This window comes from Kibdelosporangium aridum, from assembly GCF_900176515.1.
Taxonomy (GTDB): Bacteria; Actinomycetota; Actinomycetes; order Mycobacteriales; family Pseudonocardiaceae; genus Kibdelosporangium; species Kibdelosporangium aridum.
Genome location: NZ_FWXV01000004.1, coordinates 528717 through 546393, shown reverse-complemented (window position 1 = coordinate 546393; position 17677 = coordinate 528717). Strand labels below are relative to the sequence as shown.

At 65.4% G+C, this 17677-nt stretch carries 18 protein-coding genes; 14 read left to right on the top strand and 4 right to left on the bottom strand.

The window, feature by feature from the left end:
* Positions 1 to 9: 9 nt before the first annotated feature.
* The 12 genes from B9C43_RS26345 to B9C43_RS26290 all read left to right on the top strand — a co-directional run bounded on the left by B9C43_RS26345 (position 10) and on the right by B9C43_RS26290 (position 12614).
* Entirely contained in the window at positions 10 to 1005 is a 996-nt protein-coding gene (locus B9C43_RS26345) for a cytochrome d ubiquinol oxidase subunit II (protein ID WP_084429707.1), read from the top strand.
* Complete coding sequence (gene cydD / locus B9C43_RS26340; RefSeq protein ID WP_235038838.1) at positions 1002 to 2519, top strand: thiol reductant ABC exporter subunit CydD; 1518 nt, start codon at positions 1002 to 1004, stop codon at positions 2517 to 2519. The genes B9C43_RS26345 and cydD overlap by 4 nt, the downstream gene beginning before the upstream one ends.
* Positions 2516 to 4078 (top strand): amino acid ABC transporter ATP-binding/permease protein, encoded by a 1563-nt coding sequence (locus tag B9C43_RS26335; RefSeq protein WP_084429706.1) that lies wholly within the window; start codon positions 2516 to 2518, stop codon positions 4076 to 4078. The genes cydD and B9C43_RS26335 overlap by 4 nt, the downstream gene beginning before the upstream one ends.
* Positions 4079 to 4197: 119 nt before the next feature.
* Positions 4198 to 5514: an MFS transporter gene (locus tag B9C43_RS26330; RefSeq protein WP_084429705.1), complete on the top strand. Its 1317-nt coding sequence runs from the start codon at positions 4198 to 4200 to the stop codon at positions 5512 to 5514.
* Positions 5468 to 6643: a radical SAM protein gene (locus B9C43_RS26325; RefSeq protein ID WP_084429704.1), complete on the top strand. Its 1176-nt coding sequence runs from the start codon at positions 5468 to 5470 to the stop codon at positions 6641 to 6643. Before B9C43_RS26330 ends, B9C43_RS26325 begins: the two co-directional genes overlap by 47 nt.
* Before the next feature lie 5 nt (positions 6644 to 6648).
* The gene (locus B9C43_RS26320; RefSeq protein ID WP_084429703.1) at positions 6649 to 6906 is read left to right on the top strand and encodes an acyl carrier protein; all 258 of its coding nucleotides are present in this window, start codon (positions 6649 to 6651) and stop codon (positions 6904 to 6906) included.
* Positions 6903 to 8117 carry a hypothetical protein gene (locus B9C43_RS26315; RefSeq protein WP_084429702.1) on the top strand — a complete coding sequence of 405 codons (1215 nt, stop codon included), beginning with the start codon at positions 6903 to 6905 and terminating at the stop codon, positions 8115 to 8117. The genes B9C43_RS26320 and B9C43_RS26315 overlap by 4 nt, the downstream gene beginning before the upstream one ends.
* Positions 8107 to 9060, top strand: a complete 954-nt coding sequence (locus B9C43_RS26310) for a Gfo/Idh/MocA family protein (RefSeq protein WP_033389530.1) — start codon at positions 8107 to 8109, stop codon at positions 9058 to 9060. The genes B9C43_RS26315 and B9C43_RS26310 overlap by 11 nt, the downstream gene beginning before the upstream one ends.
* On the top strand, positions 9057 to 10220 hold the full coding sequence (locus tag B9C43_RS26305; protein ID WP_084429701.1) for a condensation domain-containing protein: 1164 nt from the start codon (positions 9057 to 9059) through the stop codon (positions 10218 to 10220). The genes B9C43_RS26310 and B9C43_RS26305 overlap by 4 nt, the downstream gene beginning before the upstream one ends.
* Entirely contained in the window at positions 10217 to 11122 is a 906-nt protein-coding gene (locus B9C43_RS26300) for a phosphotransferase family protein (protein ID WP_160096705.1), read from the top strand. The genes B9C43_RS26305 and B9C43_RS26300 overlap by 4 nt, the downstream gene beginning before the upstream one ends.
* Positions 11119 to 12135, top strand: a complete 1017-nt coding sequence (locus tag B9C43_RS26295; RefSeq protein WP_084429700.1) for a hypothetical protein — start codon at positions 11119 to 11121, stop codon at positions 12133 to 12135. Before B9C43_RS26300 ends, B9C43_RS26295 begins: the two co-directional genes overlap by 4 nt.
* A complete protein-coding gene (locus B9C43_RS26290; RefSeq protein ID WP_160096703.1) occupies positions 12132 to 12614 on the top strand; it encodes a GNAT family N-acetyltransferase in 483 nt (160 codons plus the stop codon). The genes B9C43_RS26295 and B9C43_RS26290 overlap by 4 nt, the downstream gene beginning before the upstream one ends.
* On the opposite strand, the gene B9C43_RS26285 is transcribed toward B9C43_RS26290, so the two are convergent.
* Both B9C43_RS26285 and folP read right to left on the bottom strand, forming a co-directional pair.
* Positions 12611 to 13522, bottom strand: a complete 912-nt coding sequence (locus B9C43_RS26285) for a glucosyl-3-phosphoglycerate synthase (protein WP_084429698.1) — start codon at positions 13520 to 13522, stop codon at positions 12611 to 12613. The genes B9C43_RS26290 and B9C43_RS26285 overlap by 4 nt on opposite strands.
* Entirely contained in the window at positions 13519 to 14334 is an 816-nt protein-coding gene (folP, locus tag B9C43_RS26280; RefSeq protein ID WP_200825705.1) for a dihydropteroate synthase, read from the bottom strand. The genes B9C43_RS26285 and folP overlap by 4 nt, the downstream gene beginning before the upstream one ends.
* Positions 14335 to 14491: 157 nt before the next feature.
* Between folP and B9C43_RS26275 the strand changes: the two genes are divergently transcribed.
* Positions 14492 to 15160: a lysophospholipid acyltransferase family protein gene (locus B9C43_RS26275; RefSeq protein ID WP_051896976.1), complete on the top strand. Its 669-nt coding sequence runs from the start codon at positions 14492 to 14494 to the stop codon at positions 15158 to 15160.
* A gap of 698 nt (positions 15161 to 15858) precedes the next feature.
* Positions 15859 to 16284, top strand: a complete 426-nt coding sequence (locus tag B9C43_RS26265; RefSeq protein WP_084429695.1) for a hypothetical protein — start codon at positions 15859 to 15861, stop codon at positions 16282 to 16284.
* A 44-nt stretch (positions 16285 to 16328) separates the two neighbouring features.
* Here B9C43_RS26265 and B9C43_RS26260 read toward each other — a convergent pair whose 3' ends face one another.
* Both B9C43_RS26260 and B9C43_RS26255 read right to left on the bottom strand, forming a co-directional pair.
* On the bottom strand, positions 16329 to 16862 hold the full coding sequence (locus B9C43_RS26260) for an LOG family protein (RefSeq protein WP_143446589.1): 534 nt from the start codon (positions 16860 to 16862) through the stop codon (positions 16329 to 16331).
* Positions 16862 to 17617 carry an LOG family protein gene (locus B9C43_RS26255; protein WP_033389521.1) on the bottom strand — a complete coding sequence of 252 codons (756 nt, stop codon included), beginning with the start codon at positions 17615 to 17617 and terminating at the stop codon, positions 16862 to 16864. Before B9C43_RS26255 ends, B9C43_RS26260 begins: the two co-directional genes overlap by 1 nt.
* Between the last annotated feature and the right edge of the window lie 60 nt (positions 17618 to 17677).

Here is a 17677-nt window from a genome sequence, read left to right as displayed (position 1 = left end):
GAGCACAGCATGGATTTCCTCTGGATTGTCACGCTGGCCGTACTGGCCGCGGGCTATTTCGCACTGGCGGGTTACGACTACGGGACCGGCATCCTGCTGCGGTTGATCGGCCGGGACGAGCCTGAGCGAAGAAAGGTGCTCGGCACGCTTGGGCCGTTATTCCTCGGCAACGAGGTGTGGCTGGTGGCACTGGCCGGAGTTCTGCTCGGCGTTTTCCCACAGTTCGAAGGACGGTTGTTCTCCGGGGCTTATCCGGTGGTGCTGGCGATCGTGCTCGGCGTCATCGTGTTCACGGTCGCGGCACAACTGCGCGGACGGCTCGGGATCGGACGCAAACCGTTCTGGGACTCGATGATCGCGGTTGGCGCCGGTGTCACCGCGATCGCGTGGGGAGTGTTGCTCGGTGCGATGCTCGAAGGGCTGCCGCTCGGCGCGGACGGTTACCCGACCGGCGACTTCAGCGGCCTGGTCGACTCCGGCACGGTGTTGTTCGGCGCGCTGATGTTCGCACTGTTCACGTTGCATGGCGCGGCTTTCGTCGCGGCACGGTCGACCGACCGCCTAGCGGCACGTGGGAAGCGGATAGCCCGGTTGCTGATCGCGCCGAGTGTCATGGCGGTGCTGGCGGTCGTGGCGAACGGGGTGTTCGCCTTGGACCTCGCCAACCCTTGGCTGACGTTGGCCGGTGCGGGGCTGACCATTCTTGCCGTCTTCGCGGCTGGCTCGCTGTTGGACAAGCGGCCGATCGCTGCCGTTGTGTGCACCGGGATCGCTTGTGTTCTACCGGTGTTCGCCGTGGCCGTGGCTCACCTGCCGAACGCCCTGGTGTCCTCGTTGGAGGGCGGCGCCGGGTTGTCATTCTCCGCCATCGCTTCGTCGTCCAGCACATTGGCGCAGGTCGGCTGGCTCGCCTTGCCCGTCGTACCCGCGGTGATCGGCCTGCAGGTGGTCATCTGGTGGATGTTCCGCCAGCGGGTCGACGAGCGGACAGGGCTGTTCTGGTGACCCCCGATCTGCCAGGTTCGCGGCGCTACTTGTACATGCTGTGCGCGCTGGCCGCGTGCACAGCATGTCTCGTCCTCGCCCAAGCCGAGTTGCTGGCCGGGCTGCTGACCGGAAGTGTCGCACTCACACTGCCGATCGCGGCGTTGGCCGCACGCGCTTTGTTGTTGTGGGTCCAGGAAAGCATGAGCGTCAGGTTCGCCGCGTCCGCGAAGCAGCACCTGCGGACGCGCGTCCTGCGGTCGGCGATGGAGTCCCCTGGTGCCCAGACCACGCTGGTGACAAGGGGAATTGACGCGGTCGGGCCGTATTTGACCGGCTATCTGCCACAGATGGTCATCTCCGCGACCGTTCCGCTGGCGGTGCTAGTCCGGTTGTTTATCGCGGACCTGACGTCCGCGTTGATCATCGCGGCCACGTTGCCGTTGATCCCGGTGTTCGCCGTGCTGGTCGGCAAGCACACCACGCGACAGACCGAACTGCAGTGGGATCTGCTGTCCCGATTGGGCGGGCACTTCCTGGATGTCGTGCGCGGCATGGAGACGCTGATGCTGTTCAAGCGGGCCGGTGCGCAAGCCAGGATCGTCCGGGAGATGGCCGTTCAGCACGCCGACGCGACCATGCGGACGTTGCGGATCGCTTTCCTGTCGGCGTTGGTGCTGGAACTCGTTGCCACGCTGTCCATCGCCTTGGTCGCCGTCCCTGTTGGACTGCGTCTGCTGAACGGAAGCGTGGACCTGCAGACCGCACTGCTCGTGTTACTGCTGGCACCCGAGGCGTATCTGCCGTTGAGAGCGGCCGGTGCGAAGTTCCATGCGGCGGCCGAGGGTGTGGCTGTGCTCAAGAACGTCTTGACGTTCAAGGAGAAGACACCCAAGGCGGTTGTCCTTACGCGGCCGCCGGACCTGCGTACCGCGACGATCGCGCTGGAAGGTGTGACCGTGCGCTATCCAGGACGCACGGAACCAGCTGTGCGGAATTTCTGGCTGACTGTTGAGCCAGGTGAACGCGTCGCGCTCATCGGTCCCAGCGGCGCTGGGAAAAGTACCTTGCTGTCGGTCGTGCTCGGTTTGACGAAGCCGACCGAAGGCCGGGTGTTGATCGGCGGTGCGGACCTCCGAGAGGTCACCGGCTGGCACGAATGCCTTACCTGGGTGCCACAACAGCCGTGGTTGATGGCTGCCAGCGTGGCCGAGAACATCCGGTTGGCCGATCCACAAGCGACCGATGTGGACATCGAGCGTGCCGCACAAGCGGCGGCCCTCGACGTATGCGTCGACCGGCCGGGCCGTGAACTGTCGAGCGGTCAGCGGCAACGAGTCGCCTTGGCTCGCGCGTTGCTTCGACGGTCGGCCCCAGTGGTGCTTTTGGACGAACCGACTGCTCGGCTGGACACCCGGACCGAGCAGGCGGTGTTGACCGCGAGCCGGAAGCTGTTGGCAGGCAGGACCGCGTTGGTCGTCGCGCACCGTCCGGCGTTGTTGCCCGAGACCGACCGGGTGGTGCGGGTCGGATGAGACTTCCTGTCGCACGAATGACTTTCGCCGCGTTGATCGCGGTTCTCGCCGAACTGGCCGCGGTCGGGCTCACCGCGACCGCCGCGTGGCTCATCGTCAGCGCGGCCGCGCAACCACCACTCGCCGCCCTGACCGTGGCAATCGTGATCGTCCGGACGTTGGCCATCGCACGCGGCGGTTTGCGGTACGCCGAACGTCTAGCCGGTCATTCGGCCGTCCTGCGCGCGATGGCTGACCTGCGTGGCCAGGTCTATGCAGCGCTCCTGCGCCGCAAGGACATCCGGGAAGGTGACGCGCTGACCCGCGTCGTGTCCGATGTGGATGCTCTGCAGGACGGACTGCTCCGGTGCGTCGTCCCAGCTTGTGTCGCCGCAATGGTCGCCGCGATCGGCTTGACAGTCGCGGCCGTCATGTCGCTCACGGCACTGGTTGTGTTGTTGTGCGCCCTCGCGATCAGCGGGCTTCTGTTGCCACTCGTTGCCGCCCGGCTCGCGGCGCGAACTGCGCGACGGACGGTCCAGGACCGCGCCAGGCTCGCTGATCACATGCTCGACCTGATCCACGGTTGGGCCGAACTGGAGGTCTACGGCGCCCGCACGGCCAAGCTCACGCAAGCCGAAGCCACAGCGGCATCCATCGCTGCTGTCGAACGCCGCCCTGGCGCCTTCATCGGGGCGCTCGGTGTGGCCGTCCAAATCGGAGCCGTCTTCGCGCTGATCACGTTGCTACCGGCCGGACCTGGCACCGCCGCGCTCGCCCTCGGCACGCTGACCGCGATGGAGGTCTTCCTGCCCCTGGCATCCGCCGCTGCACGATGGACCGAAGTCCGGCCAGCTATCGCCCGTGTCCACGCACTGTTCTCCGAACCCGGTACGCCGCCTCGCCCGGCGCCCGAGGTCGTACTGGACTTACGGCCAGGCAAACACATTGCCATCGTCGGTCCAAGCGGCGCCGGGAAGAGCACGCTGCTGACGGAGATCGCACGCAACGAGCCGATTGCGCGCGGCGCAATGGCAGATGGGCATATTTTCGCCACAACCATCCGAGAGAATCTCTCGTTCGCCCGGCCGGACTGCACACAGGACGACCTCGACCGAGTCGCTCGACTGGCACGACTGGACTCCTGGCTGGCTTCGCTGCCTCAGGGCTGGAACACGGTGATCGACGCGGACACAGTCTCCGGCGGGCAACGACAACGACTGCTCCTCGCGCGCGCCCTACTCGCCGACGCTCCCATCGTTCTGCTCGATGAACCGGTGGAAAGCCTCGACACGACGCAAGGTGACGAGATCCTGGCCGACGTTCTCGCCGCGACCAAGGACCGCGCCGTGGTTCTGGTGACGCACCGGCTCAGCCACCTGGCCGGATTCCAGGATGTGGTCGTCCTCGAAGACGGACGGGTGGTTCAACGCGGCTCGCACGAGGACCTCGTCGGACGCGAGGGCTACTACCAGGACTCCTCGCGAGCGGAAGAGATGATCTCCACGCTGGCAAATTCGCGCCACACCACCGCCCTGACCTGCGAGAACGACAGTGACCTGGATCACATTACAACTTAATTACTTGCCTGAATGAAGCTGTATCAGTTGAGTGGCAACTAGAACTCAACGCATCTGGGGGATCACCGACAGTTCAGCGAACTGTGGCTTTGCCATGGGCTCGTAACGCGAGGGGGACGATGCGACCGACGCCACCAGCCGCCGTCCTGCCCGTCGGGTTCCAGTGGTTCTGGGGCAGCCAGACGATGAGCTTCGTCGGCGACCGGCTGACCGGCTTCGCCGTGCCGAGCGCCGCGATCCTCGTACTGAACGCCTCGAGTGCCCAAGTCGGACTGATCTCGGCGGCCGGATGGCTGGCGTATCCGGCGTTCGGCATGATCGCGGGGGCGCTCCTGGCTGGGCGCAGGCGACGGCACGTGATGATCGCGGGAGAACTTGTCCGGTTCGCCGCGTTCGCGAGCATTCCGGTGGCGGCGCTGGTGGGGTGGCTGAGCGTCAGCCAGCTGGTCGTCGTTGTCGCGTTGGCTGGGATCGCGACAGTCTTCGTCGACATCGCAGGGCAGTCCTACTTGCCCACTGTGGTCACGCCAGGACAGCTCTTCGCAGCCAACTCGCGGCTGCAGGGCTCGGACAGCCTGTCCAAGCTGATCGGGCCAGCACTCGCGGGCGCGGTGATGAACCTGCTCGGCGGGATCGCGGCGATCGGCGCGAACGCGTTGCCCTTCCTGCTTTCCGCATTCGGCCGCAGCCGGATCAAGGTCCTCGAGGAACTGCCAGCGCGGCTGTCCTCGCCGCCTTCGATCGCCACGCGGATCCGCATCGGGGTCTCGTACGTCTGGAGTCAGCCGCTGCTGCGGCAAGTGGTCTGCGGGACGGCCGTGCGCGGGTTCGGAACCGGTGTGGTGGACGCGGTTCTGCTGTTGTTCGCGTATCGGGCACTCGGTCTGTCCAGTCTGGGCGGCGGTTTCCTGCTCGCGGCGGGCGCGGTCGGCGCCCTGCTGGGAGCGCTGATGACGCAACGGATCGCGCGGCGAATCGGTGTCCGGGCGGCTCTGTTGCTCAGCGCCCTCGAAGGCCTCGTGTGGCTGGCGGTGCCGGTCACGCTGTTCGTCGCGCCGGTCGTGTTCCTGGTGGTCATCCGCGTCTGCTCGGCGTTCTGGCTGCCAGTGTGGAATGTCCTGACGACCAGCATCCGGCAGTCCTTGACCCCACCGGGCGAACAATCGACGGTCCATGCGACCGCACGGACCATGGCGTCATCGACGATTCCGTTCGGCTCCATGCTCGCCGGCCTCGCGGCGGGCGTACTTGGATCATTGCTCGGCACCGCGACTGGCCTTGTCGTCGTACTGGCCGTGGGCGGTACCTGCATCGCGGCAAGCGTTCTGCTGCTGCGTGGCGTTACTCGCGAGCTTCCTGAACTGGCCAAAACGCAAGGAGGAGGATCGAATGCACCCGTCCACCACACGAACGTTGAACGCCAAGGAGTTCGCTGACATCAAGCACACCGTGGCGATCCGGTCGCGGGCGCGCAAAAGCCTGCTGGCAGATCCGGGGTACGCGGCACCGCTGCCCCAGGAAGTCAGCATGCAGCTGACGTACAAGTGCAATCTGCGGTGCACGCACTGCTACCAGTGGAACGAGCAGGGTTTCTTCCGCGACTTCAGCATCGAGCGGCAACGCACCGAACTGGACATCGACGTCGTGGAGCAGGTCCTGCGGACAACGGCACCGGTGCGGTCGAAGACGTTCCTGTGGGGCGGCGAGCCGCTGATGCACTCGAAGTTCAACGAGGTCGCGGATCTGCTTGAGAAATACCCGCGCACGGTCAACATGTGCACCAACGGCCTGCTGTTCAAGCGGAAACTCGACGATCTGCTCAAGATCGGCGCGAACCTGAACCTGCTGATCAGCCTGGACGGGCTCGGTGAGGACCACGAGGCCCTGCGTGGCAAGGGAACGTTCAAGCGCACGATGGAGAACATCCAGCTGATGCTGGACCTCAAGCGCGAAGGCAAGTTCGACGGCGAGATCTCGTTGTCCTGCATGGTCTCCCACGTGACCGTGTACAAGATGTACGAGTTCATGGAGTGGGCCGAGGAACTCGGCGTCAACACGGTGTACTTCCAGTTCCCGTGGTTCATCAGCCCAGAAGTCGCGCAGGCGATGGACAAGGTGTACGAGGAGTCCTTCGCGTGGCTCAACCCGGACACCAAGACCAAGAAGCCGACCTGGCACTCGTACACCTACCAGCTGCCCGAAGAACAGATCCCGGTGTTGCGGGAGTCCATGGCCCGCCTGGCGAGCAGGACCTGGCGGGTGCGGGTGCGTTACCAGCCGCAACTGGAGGCCGACGAGGTCGAGGACTTCATCCGGGGCACATCCCGCCCGGCACAGCACCGCAACAAGTGCCTCGCGGTGTCCAACCGGATGGAGGTGCACGCGGACGGCGCCGTGAGCTCGTGCAAGTTCTTCCCTGAATTCGTGGTGGGCAACCTGTATGACACCCCAGTCGCGGAACTGTGGCAGAGCAACGACTTCCGGGAGATCCGCAAGATCCTCTCGGCCAACGGCATGATGCCGGTCTGCTCGAAGTGCATCCTTCTCTACCTGAACGGAGTGTGAAACCCATGGCCGACACCGAGTTCGCCATCAAGACCGTGCTCGCCGGGGTGCTGGGCACGGGAATCACCCCTGCCGAGATCGGCTCGGACGCCGACCTCGTCGAGGAGTACGGGCTCGACTCGCTGCAGACGATCTCGTTCCTGCTCGGCATCGAGGACGCCTTCGACCTCGAACTGGACTACGAGACGCTGGAACTGGACCACCTGCGTTCGGTGCGCCAGTTCGCCGAGTTCATCTCGTCAACCACCGTGGTGGCCGGATGACGACAGCCCGGTTAGGCACATTCGACGCGGAGAAGTGGTGGCGCCCAACCGATCTGGCCACGCTGCCCGCGATATCCCGTGCCGGGTCGGATGACGCGGTCGCCGCGATGGACGAACTCCTCGCGGGCTTCTGCTCGGCGGGCGACCGGCTGATCACCCGGCATCCGATGACGGCGTGCGTCCGTGACGGCCTTGCCGCCGCGGGCATCACGTTCGATCACATCGCCGTCGACGGGCCACACGAGCCGTTCGAACGGAACGTGTCCCGGGACCTGGTCGCCGACTTTGCCGTTGAACCCTATGCCGTGCTTGCGGAAACGGCTGAGCTGACGACTCTGCTTCCTGACAACGATGTCGTCGCCGAAGTGAACTCCAAGACCTGGTCGAACACCCTGGCGCAGGAGTTGGCGTTGCCGGGAACCGGGACCGTTGTCCGGTCGGTGGCGGAGCTGTCGACTGCGGTGTCCCGGTTACCTTCGGCGATCGTCAAGGACCCGTACGGGGTGTCCGGCCGGGCCGCTCTGGTCGTGGAGTCTCCTGGGGTTCTGCGGGCGATCGAGCGGACGCTGACCAAGCAGGACAAGCGGATCGAGCTGCTGGTCCAGGAGAAGTACGCGGTCGAACGGGACTTCTCCGCGCACGTCGTGATCTCCCGGGACGGCACGTGGCGGCACCGCGGTGTTCAGGTGATGACCAATCGAGGGTTGCGGCACATGGGTTCGTCCCCTGCCACACCGGAGTTCTCCGAGTTCCTGGCGGACAGAGGGTATTTCCCGGTCATCGACTCGGTCGCCAAGGCGTTGGCCCAGGCGGGTTACTCCGGCCCGTTCGGTGTCGACTCGATGCTCCTGCGGGACGGCACGCTCGTCCCGGTACTGGAGATCAACGCCCGGCAGTCGTTGGGTCTGCTTTCGCTGGTGTTGAACGAGCGCGTGACCGCGCACGGACTCGCGGCTCATCTGTCCCAAGTGGAACTGACTGTTCAGCCGGGTAGCGGGATCTCGTCAGTCGTCCAAGCCTTGGCTGACATTCAGTACACGGGCGGGGAACGTGAAGGCGTTCTCGTGCTCAACGGCAGTACATTGGCGGCACCGGGTGGTCGCGTGTACTTCGCCTTGATGTCTCAGCACCCTGACGCTCTGCGGCAACGGGTCCTTGACGCCATCGCAGCAGCGGGCATGACGATCAGAGGAGTCGCCCATGCGGCTTGACATCGGCCTGATCGGAGCAACTCAGATCGCCGAGCGTGCGATTCTCGTGCCAGCGAGTCAACGGGACAACGTGACTGTTCGCGCGGTGGCGGCGAGCGATGTCGTCCGCGCCCGGGAATTCGCTGCCAAGAACGGTATCGAGCGCGTCCATGAAGACTACGACGCGTTGGTCCGTGATCCGGACATCAACGTGGTTTACGTGTCACTGCACAACTCCGCACATCACTTGTGGGCAGTTCGTGCCGCGTCACAAGGTAAACATGTCGTCATCGAGAAGCCCTTGTGCCTGACGGCCGAAGAGTTCGCGGAAATCGATCGTGTGGCCACCGCGAATGGTGTTCGAGTCGTCGAGGCGATCCCGACGGCCGGGCATCCTTGGCAGGTAGCCGTCCGGGAGATCATCGACACTCGCGAATTCGGCTCTCTGCAACGGATTCACACCAGGATCCAGTTTCTCCCTCCGGCCGACGGAAGCTACCGCACACGTCCCGAACTTGGTGGCGGGATCTTCTTCGACACCGCCAGCTACTGGCTGCAGGCCGTGCAGTCCACGGTCGGCCTGGACGGCGCTTCGGGCGAAGGCGAGTCCGCGTTCGACGGTCCGAACGGGACTGACACATCGTTCGAAGCCCGGCTGAAGTGGGCTGACGGCACACAAGCCACTTTGGATTGCTCGATCGGTCAGAAACACGTCGCCGAAGTGGAGTTCTTCTTCGAGTCCGCCTCGGTGCGGGTCAGGAACCTGCTCCGGCCGGTGGCAGTGCCACTGCCGTTGAACCTGTCGATCAAGGGCGAGCGGACCGAGATCCGGTCCTTCCCGCCGGTCGGCTACTACGACGCACAGCTGGACCGGTTGTTCACGACCGAAGACTCCGCGGGAGAGCGAGTCGCGTTGATGGCTGGGATCTACGCGGCCGCTCGGGGAGCTCTGGTCCGACGATGATCAAGCCTTTGGCGGTGTGGCAACGATTCGCGCTCAGCTTCAACGACGCGCGTCCTGGATACTCGACCGGGCCGTGGTTCACCATGAACGCCGTCGTCGAGGTACGCGGCCCGCTCGACATCAGCCGTCTTGACCAGGCCTTCCAGGACCTGGTCGGGCGCAACGACCTGCTGCGCACCCGTCTGGAGGACGGCAAGCAGGTGATCCGGCCGAACGTCCCGGTCACGCTCGAACTCTTCGACGACGACGAACTGCTGCACGCCCCCGTGGACGCGCAGAGCCTGACCCCGATCCGGATCCGGCTCAGGCGCATCGAAGCCGAACAGCACATGCTGTGCCTGCACCTGCATCACCTGATGGCCGATCCGGTGACATTGTGGGTATTGCTCGACGAGCTGGCCGCTTTGTACCGAGGCCCCTTGCCCGCTCCCCCGGCGCAGTTCTGGCAGTACGCCGAGGAACAGGAACACCTGCTTGCGGATGGGCGCGCGGCCGCCGAGGAGTGGTGGCAGAAGTTCGCGGGCATCGGCGAGTTCGCCGGGCCTGCCGACACTCCTGCGGAGAACTTCGCACTGCGACAACGAATTCTCGACGCGGACGAGGTCCATGAGATGGAGCGGTTCTCCCGCAGACACCGCAGCAGCATGTTCGTCTCGTTGCTGGCTGGGTTCGCGGTCGCGATGGAACCGTTCCTCGGTGCAGGCGATCACATGCTGTTCAACACTTTGCTCAGCCGCCGCAATCGCCGGGAGTGGCGGGCGTTGCCAGGACCCTGCACAGTGCCTGCGTACATGCCGTTCCCCCGCCCGCCCACATCTCTGAGCGGCGAGTATGTGGCTGCTGTCCGAGATGTGGTTCTTGGTGCTCAGCACCATGTAATGGATCCGCCGACCACAGCAGCGTGCCCGTTCGTCGAGTACCTGGTGGACGCACGCCCGCAGGCATTGGCGTTCGGTGAAGCGACCGGTGCCGTTGTCGACGCGGCCGGACCTCGTGACATCGGCGAAGCGGGCGCGTTGGGCATCCGGGCTCGCCGGACATCCGACGGCGAGCTCTTCGTGCACCTGAGTGGCGACGGGGTCGGGTGGTCCAAGGAGCGGGTTCTGGCGGTGTGCGAGGAGCTGCCGTGGCGCAGTCCTATTGGTACGGAGGTTTCGTGACGAAGCGGGTGCTGTCATCCGATGAGCTGGACAGCGTGCTGAAGACGTGCGGCATCGATCCCGCTGAGGTCCGGGTGCGGGAAGAACTGGCTGAAGGCACTTACAACACCGCCTATCGGATCCGGACCGCGGACGCGGGCTACATCCTCAAGGTCGCACCGGATCCGGCATCGCCTTCGCTGACGTACGAACGCGGCCTGATGGCCACCGAAGCGGTGTTCTACCAGGAGGCTGCGGGCCTGCCCGTCCCATCCGTTGTCCACGCGGCGCCGGATTTCCTGCTGATGACCGAGCTGCCGGGTAAGCCGTGGTATCCGCAGAAGCTGGACGACGACCTGACTGCCAAGCTGCGCGGTGAGCTCGGCACGATCGTGGCGGGTCTGCACAGGATCAGCGGGACCGGATTCGGTTACCCGCAAATGGGTCTGCACGACTCATGGCGTTCGGCGTTCCGCGCGATGGTCACATCGGTGCTCGCCGATGCCGCGCGATATTCGGTCGACCTTCCCGTCCCGGCTACGAAGATCTCGGCGGCACTGGACTCACCGGCTTTCGACGACGTGGCGACGCCGGTCCTGGTGCATTTCGACTTGTGGCCGGGCAACATCCTGATCGACGACTCGCGGGTCACCGGTCTGATCGACGGTGAGCGCGCGTTCTGGGGCGACCCGCTGGCCGAGATGGTGTCGCTCGCGTTGTTCGGTGACATTCGAAAGGATGACGCTTTCCTGGCCGGGTACGGACCAGTGCGGTTCACCGAGTCGGCGTCGTTCAGGTTGGCGTTCTACAAGGTGTACCTGTACCTGATCATGCTGACCGAGATCGTGCCGAGGAACAGCTACGACGCGGCGATGCACAAGCTGGTCACCAAGAACCTCCTCGCAGCGGCGGCCCAGCTGTGATCGAGATCCTGACGTCCGGTGTGGCACTCGGCGTGCACGTGCCGGGGCTGCTGTTGGCCGATCGCCTGCGAGAACGCGGGGCCGATGTCCACGTGTCGGTGCTGGAACGAATGCTGCCCGAGGAAACGCTGGCGACGACAACGAAGATGAAGTGGGCCTTCCACCGGGACTTCCGAGTCGCGTTGGTGGGGCAACGGGTCGCGCGAGAAGTCGCGATCCCTCGCCAAGCCCAGGAAGCGATGCTGGATTCATGGCGGTCCCGCGACGTTCGCCGGTTTGTGGTGTTCTCCGGATTCTGGCTGCCGATCCTGGAGCGGTACGGCGCCACCGAAGTTGACGTGTGCCACGTTGACTCCGTGGTGTCGCCTTCGTTCCAGAAGGTCAAGACTTCGTTGAGCCCACGGGCGATCTGGCTGGCCAACGCGGATGAGGGGACTTTGCCGTACAGCATCCCAGTCACTCATTCGCCACCGATCCCTTGGGAATCACGGGCTCGGCGGTTGCTCGTGCATGGCGGTGGTTGGGGCATGGGCACGTATCGCGAACGTGCCGTCGAGCTGCGATCGCACGGGTTCTCGCTAGATGTCGTGGCTTATGAGGAGCGCGATGTCTCGGCCGATCCGGGCATCCGGCATTTCATGATCGACCCGGCGTGGCACCCGTGGCACGACGACGGCTACCCACCCTTCGGCGAGGTCAACTCCGGGTTCACGCGCGGCAAGGGCCACCACGGCTCGTTCGACCTGACACGAACAGCCGTGGCAACGGTCAGCAAGCCAGGCGGCGGCACCCTGCTGGACTCGCTGTGGTCAGCCACCCCGGCTGTGCTGCTCGAACCGTTCGGTGCGCACGAGAAACGCAACGCCGAACTGTGGGAACGCCTCGGCTTCGGTATTCCGTTCGACAAATGGCGCGACTCCGGCTTCGATATGGCCATGGTGGAGAAGCTGCACAACGCTCTGCTGGTCGCCAGGGAGTCCCTTGTGGACTATTCAGCGGAGCTGGCCGGATGAACGCGGTCTGGCAAGCCTGCCCTGACGACTGGGAGACGTTCATGGACGTCCGCCTCGAGTCACTGGCCGACGCCCCGGACGCCTTCGGATCGACGCTGCGCGGCGAGATCACGAACACGGAAACCGACTGGCGCCAACGCCTGACCAAATCGGTGGTCTTCCTAGGCAGCCGGAACGGAAAGGTGCAGTCGATCGCCTCTGCGTTCCCGCTGGAAGGCGATGAGGTCGAACTGACCAGGGTCTGGACGCACCCGGACGCACGAGGCACCGGACTGGCAGCGGAGACAGTGGGCGCGGTACTGAACTGGGCCAAGGGGAAGACCGTGACGCTGTGGGTCGGCGAGAAGAACGTGGCGGCGGAGCGCTTCTACACCAAACTCGGCTTCGAACGCACAGGCAAGCGTGGCTCGCTGCCCCGCGACGAATCCATCATGGAAGTCGAAATGATCCTGCGCCCTGACGCCCAACCAAACGACTAGGCGCGGACAGACCGCATCGGTGGCCGGTCCGCAACCTCGATCCTCTTCGTGTCCGGCAGCCACTCGCCCGCCACTTGCACGAACTGCGTCAGCTCGGTCGACCCGTCGATGTCGCACCGGCGCAGCACCGCACCGAGGATCTGGCTCGCCATCACGCCGAGCTGCAGCAAGTTCCGGTTCCGGTGCTTGCGTACACCCAGGTTGACCTGGGCGATCGCGTTCAGCCCGTACTCGGAGTGGGCGTCAAGCAGCAGCCCGATCTCCACCGCGTAGCCCGCCGCGAACGACACCGATTCCAAGAACTCCCGGGTTCCGGCGTACTCCCCGCCAAGCGGTTGCACGAGGCCGGAAAGCTCCGGCCGCAGTGCGTTCAGCAGCGGCCGAGCGAGCAACTCTGTCACGCGCCCGCCGCCGGTGCCATAGTCTTCGGTCTCCAGTCGCAACGGCCGCCGGTAGAACCCTTTGACCAGATGAACGTCTTCGGTCAGCAAGGGCCCCAGCAACGCCGGCACGAACGCCGGGTCCGGGTCGACCAGGTCCGCGTCCAGGAAGACGATCAAGTCCCCGGTTGTCGCCGCCAGCGATCGCCACAGCACTTCTCCCTTGCCCGGCAAGGGTTCCAGCTCGGGCACCACGTCCTCTCGACGAACCACCCGAGCACCCGCTGCCAAGGCGGCTTCCGCTGTCCGGTCGGTCGAGCCCGAGTCCATCACGATGATCTCGTCCACAAGCGACCCGAGCAACGGCCGGACTGTACGCACGACCTCGCCGACGGTCTCTTCTTCGTCCAACGCGGGCAGCACCACGCTGACCGTGCGATCGCCCTTGGCATCGCACAGTTCCGCTACTGTCCACTGTGGCTCTTGCCAGGTTCTCGCGGAGAACCATTCCCGTGCCGCTGGGTTCACGCGAGGGCTCGCAGGACTCGGGCGGGCGGACGGGTGCCCGCGATGCTGGCCACCATCTCGACCACCTTCCTCGTCTGCCGCACCTGGTGGGCCCGGAACACTCTCGCTCCCGTCCACGCAGCCACCGATGTCGCCGCCAACGTCCCGTCCACCCGGTCGGTCAGGTCCACGCCCAGCGTCTCACCGACGAAGTCCTTGTTGGACAACGCCATCAGCACCGGCCAGCCGGTGGCCACCAGTTCGTCGAGGCGTCGCAGCAACTCCAGGCCGTGCCAGGTGTTCTTGCCGAAGTCGTGCGTCGGGTCGATCAACACCCCCTCGGCGGGCACGCCCAGTTCGACCATCCGGTTCGCGCGCGCCACCAGTTCTTCGGCCACTTCGGCCACCACGTCCCGGTAGTGCACGCGGTGCGGGTCCGTTCGAGGCTGGACGCCCCCGGTGTGCGAACACACGATGCCCACGCCGAATTCGGCCGCGACTTCCGCCAGCCTCGGGTCGGCTCCCGCCCAGGTGTCGTTCAGCAGATCCGCGCCCGCCTCGCACGCCGCCCTGCCCACTTCGTGACGCCACGTGTCGACGCTGATCACCACATCGGGGAACTTTTCCCGGACCGCTGTCACAAAGGGGATCACCCGGCGTAGTTCCTCCGAGGTGTCCACCATCTCGCCGTGTGATCCCGCCCGCACGCCGCCGATGTCCACGATGTCCGCGCCTTCGGCCACCGCGCGGGCGACCGCCGTCATCGCCGCCTCGTCACCGAACGTGGCGCCACGGTCGTAGAAGGAGTCCCTGGTGCGGTTGACGATCGCCATCACCAGGGCACGGTTCTGGGCCACCTCACGGGTACCGAACTTGAGGGGTCGCACCCGGTGATCCTGCCACGCGGTGTCGTGAAGTTACTTACCGCGAGGACCGATTTAACAACCAGTCTCTTACAGTGGACCTATCCCCCACCGCAGGAGGCTCCCCTTGTTCTACCGCGCACTGCGTGCCGTCTGCGTCCTCATCGCGAAGGCGCTGTTCCGTCCTCGGGTCGAAGGCCTGGAGAACATCCCGGCCAAGGGCGCGGTGATCCTGGCAAGCAACCACCTGTCCGTCTTCGACAGCATCCTGATCCCGCTGGTGGTCACCAGGCAGGTGAACTTCCTGGCCAAGGAGGAGTACTTCCTCGGCCGTTCGCCGTACAAGCGCATGCGGGCCGCGTTCATGCGGGCCATCGGCCAGGTTCCGGTGCAGCGCGGGCAGGCGCGGGCGGGCGTCGCCGCCCTCGAGGTCGCGAGCAAGGTGCTCGAGCAGGGGAATGTCTTCGGGATCTACCCGGAGGGCACGCGGTCGCGCGATCTGCGCCTGCACCGCGGGCACACCGGCGTCGGCCAGCTCGCACTGAGCACGGGCGCTGTCGTCGTGCCGATGGCGGTCATCGGGACCGAGCAGATCCAGCCGCCTGGCCAGCGTTTTCCCCGGCCGAGCCGGGTCACCATCCGAATTGGCAAGCCATTGAACTTTTCTCGTTATGACCGCATGCACGCGTCACCGGCCATTCGCCGCGCGGTTACCGACGAGATCATGTACGCGATCATGGAACTGTCCGGACAGGAATACGTGGACGCATACCACAAACTGCCCGACGCCGCCTGACGGGCTTATACCACACCTTGCTGGACCGTCCTTCCGAATGTCATCACAAGATCGGACGAATCGACGACCGGATTTACTGCGGTCCGTAGCGAGTCCCGTGGCCAATTGGACTATTATTCCACTGATCGAGTGAATCACCTTGAAGGTGCTGCTAGGCTCGGGCTCACTGGATGTAGGGGACGGCGATTGGGGGCCGGCCCCGCGACCAGGGGGAATCCAGGGGGATTCATGCGTGACGAAGATGCGGACGCGGCTGCCCGCACACTGCCGCTCCGACATTCCGACGATATACAGGGCGACATTCTCGCCGGGTTTCGCAAGGACCGCCAAACGGTCCTGCTCCTGCGCTTCCCCGACGATCCGGGGCCAATCCCGAAATGGCTGCGACAGCTGATCCCGCAGATCTCGACGACCCGCCAGGTCGCCGCGTTCAACAGCGCGTCCGAACTGCGCGTCGCAGCCGCCCGTGCCGAGTTCGTGGCCGGGCACTCCAAGCTGACCGGGGACGCGCCCCCACTGCCGGAATGGACCCGCAACGGTTCGTTCCAGGTGGTGCGACGGCTGGCACGAGACGTGCCGGCCTTGGTGGGCGCAGGCCGGTGCCGCGCGCAGGCAGCTCGACAAGGAGGGGGTCGAACTGCCTCCCGGCACCGGCACAGAGTGGCCGGCCGCCCGGGTGGTCGGCAGTTGGCGTTCGGGTGCGCCGGCGGCGCACAACCCCGAACACCGAACCACCGACCAAACCGGGCGCGCCGGTCAACAACCTGATCAGCTACGCCGACGACGAGCACGGCCATAGCCCTCGCATTTCGCCCACATCCGGAAAACCAGGCCTCGGCGGCGATTTCAAGAATGCCGACACCCGCCGAATCATCCGTCGCGGTATTCCGTACGGGCAGCCTTTCGACCCGCCAGCGGGCGCGGGTCACGGCCCGGACGCCGACTTCGCCGAGACCGGGGCGGGCAACGACCCGGTCATCGGAAAAGACACGGACGTCACCTTGAAATTGGACACGAAGTCAGCAGGAACAAAGCTGCACTTCGCACAGTTCGTGCGAACGGAGGGGACAGTCTATGCTTTCGCGCCATCGCTCAGCACCCTGCGTGACCTCGCAGGACGATAGGGACATGTGACCAGGCGAGCCCTTCGTGAGTGGTTTTGCCGGTACTAACCGGCGAAACCACTCACGAGCTTTTCCAGGTCCGTGTCGACCGTGATGAAGTCGCGATAGTCCGCCCGGATGAATCCTTCGGCGACCATGTGGTCCACCATCTGGATCAGCGGGTCGTAGAACCCGTCGATGTTCGCGATGCCAATGGGCTTGCTGTGCACGCCGATCTGGAACCACGTCCAGATCTCGAAAAGCTCGTCCAGTGTTCCTGCGCCCCCAGGCAGCGCCAGGAAACCGTCGGCCAGCTCGGCCATCATGGCCTTGCGTTCGTGCATGCTGCCGACGACGTGCAATTCGGTCAGCCCCTGATGCGCGATCTCGCGGTCGGTCATGCTCGTCGGGATCACGCCGATGACCTCGCCGCCCGCTTCGAGCGCCGCGTCCGCGATGATGCCCATCGTGCCGACCGAGGCGCCGCCGTAGACCAGGGTGATGCCTCGCGTGGCGAGCAGTTTTCCCAGGTCCGCCGCGGCGGCGGCGTACAGCGGCCTCGTGCCGGTCGCCGAGCCGCAGAACACACAGATCCGCACTAGTGGACTTCTTCCCAGGCCCGGTACGCCTCCTCGACCACCCTGATCGCGTCGTCCACGTCGTCGGTCACGTGGATCAGCGCCAGGTCCTTCTCACCGACCTTGCCCGTCTTGAACACCACGTCCTGCAGCCAGCTGTGCAGGCCACCCCAGTACTCGCTGCCGAACAGCACGATCGGGAACTTCGTGACCTTCTTGGTCTGCACCAGGGTCAGCGCCTCGAACAGCTCGTCCAGCGTGCCGAAGCCCCCAGGCAGGCAGATGAACGCCTGCGCGTACTTGATGAACATCGTCTTGCGGACGAAGAAGTACCGGAAGTTCACGCCGAGGTCGACCCACGGGTTCAGGCCCTGCTCGAACGGCAGCTCGATGCCGAGCCCGATGGACAGGCCGCCCCCTTCGGACGCGCCCCGGTTCACTGCTTCCATCGTGCCCGGTCCGCCGCCGGTGATGGCCGCGAAGCCCGCTTGCGCCAGCGCCTTGCCGATTTCCCGGCCCAGCTCGTATTCGGGGTGGTCACGCGCGGTGCGGGCGGATCCGAACACGGTCACCGCACGGGGCACCTCGGCGAGCGCGCCGAAGCCTTCCACGAACTCGGCCTGGATCCGCATCACGCGCCACGGGTCGGTGTGCACCCACGCCGACGGGCCACGCGAGTCGAGCAAACGCTGGTCTGTTGTAGTCGGTTCCTCGCTGCGCTCACGGCGCAAGGTCACCGGGCCCCGTTGCTTCTCCCTGGGGCGATCCTCGTTCATCGTCACCGGCTCAAGTCTAGTTGTGCTCGCCCGCCCAGCTGGTGACTTATTCGGCTCGGC

Bases quoted from the DNA above. Each gene is read 5' to 3' on its own strand.
- B9C43_RS26255 (WP_033389521.1), bottom strand. From the start codon at position 17,617: ATGAACGAGGATCGCCCCAGGGAGAAGCAACGGGGCCCGGTGACCTTG.
- B9C43_RS26320 (WP_084429703.1), top strand. From the start codon at position 6,649: ATGGCCGACACCGAGTTCGCCATCAAGACCGTGCTCGCCGGGGTGCTG.
- B9C43_RS26290 (WP_160096703.1), top strand. From the start codon at position 12,132: ATGAACGCGGTCTGGCAAGCCTGCCCTGACGACTGGGAGACGTTCATG.
- B9C43_RS26335 (WP_084429706.1), top strand. From the start codon at position 2,516: ATGAGACTTCCTGTCGCACGAATGACTTTCGCCGCGTTGATCGCGGTT.
- folP (WP_200825705.1), bottom strand. From the start codon at position 14,334: ATGGCGATCGTCAACCGCACCAGGGACTCCTTCTACGACCGTGGCGCC.
- B9C43_RS26345 (WP_084429707.1), top strand. From the start codon at position 10: ATGGATTTCCTCTGGATTGTCACGCTGGCCGTACTGGCCGCGGGCTAT.
- B9C43_RS26330 (WP_084429705.1), top strand. From the start codon at position 4,198: ATGCGACCGACGCCACCAGCCGCCGTCCTGCCCGTCGGGTTCCAGTGG.
- B9C43_RS26325 (WP_084429704.1), top strand. From the start codon at position 5,468: ATGCACCCGTCCACCACACGAACGTTGAACGCCAAGGAGTTCGCTGAC.
- B9C43_RS26310 (WP_033389530.1), top strand. From the start codon at position 8,107: ATGCGGCTTGACATCGGCCTGATCGGAGCAACTCAGATCGCCGAGCGT.
- B9C43_RS26305 (WP_084429701.1), top strand. From the start codon at position 9,057: ATGATCAAGCCTTTGGCGGTGTGGCAACGATTCGCGCTCAGCTTCAAC.
- B9C43_RS26315 (WP_084429702.1), top strand. From the start codon at position 6,903: ATGACGACAGCCCGGTTAGGCACATTCGACGCGGAGAAGTGGTGGCGC.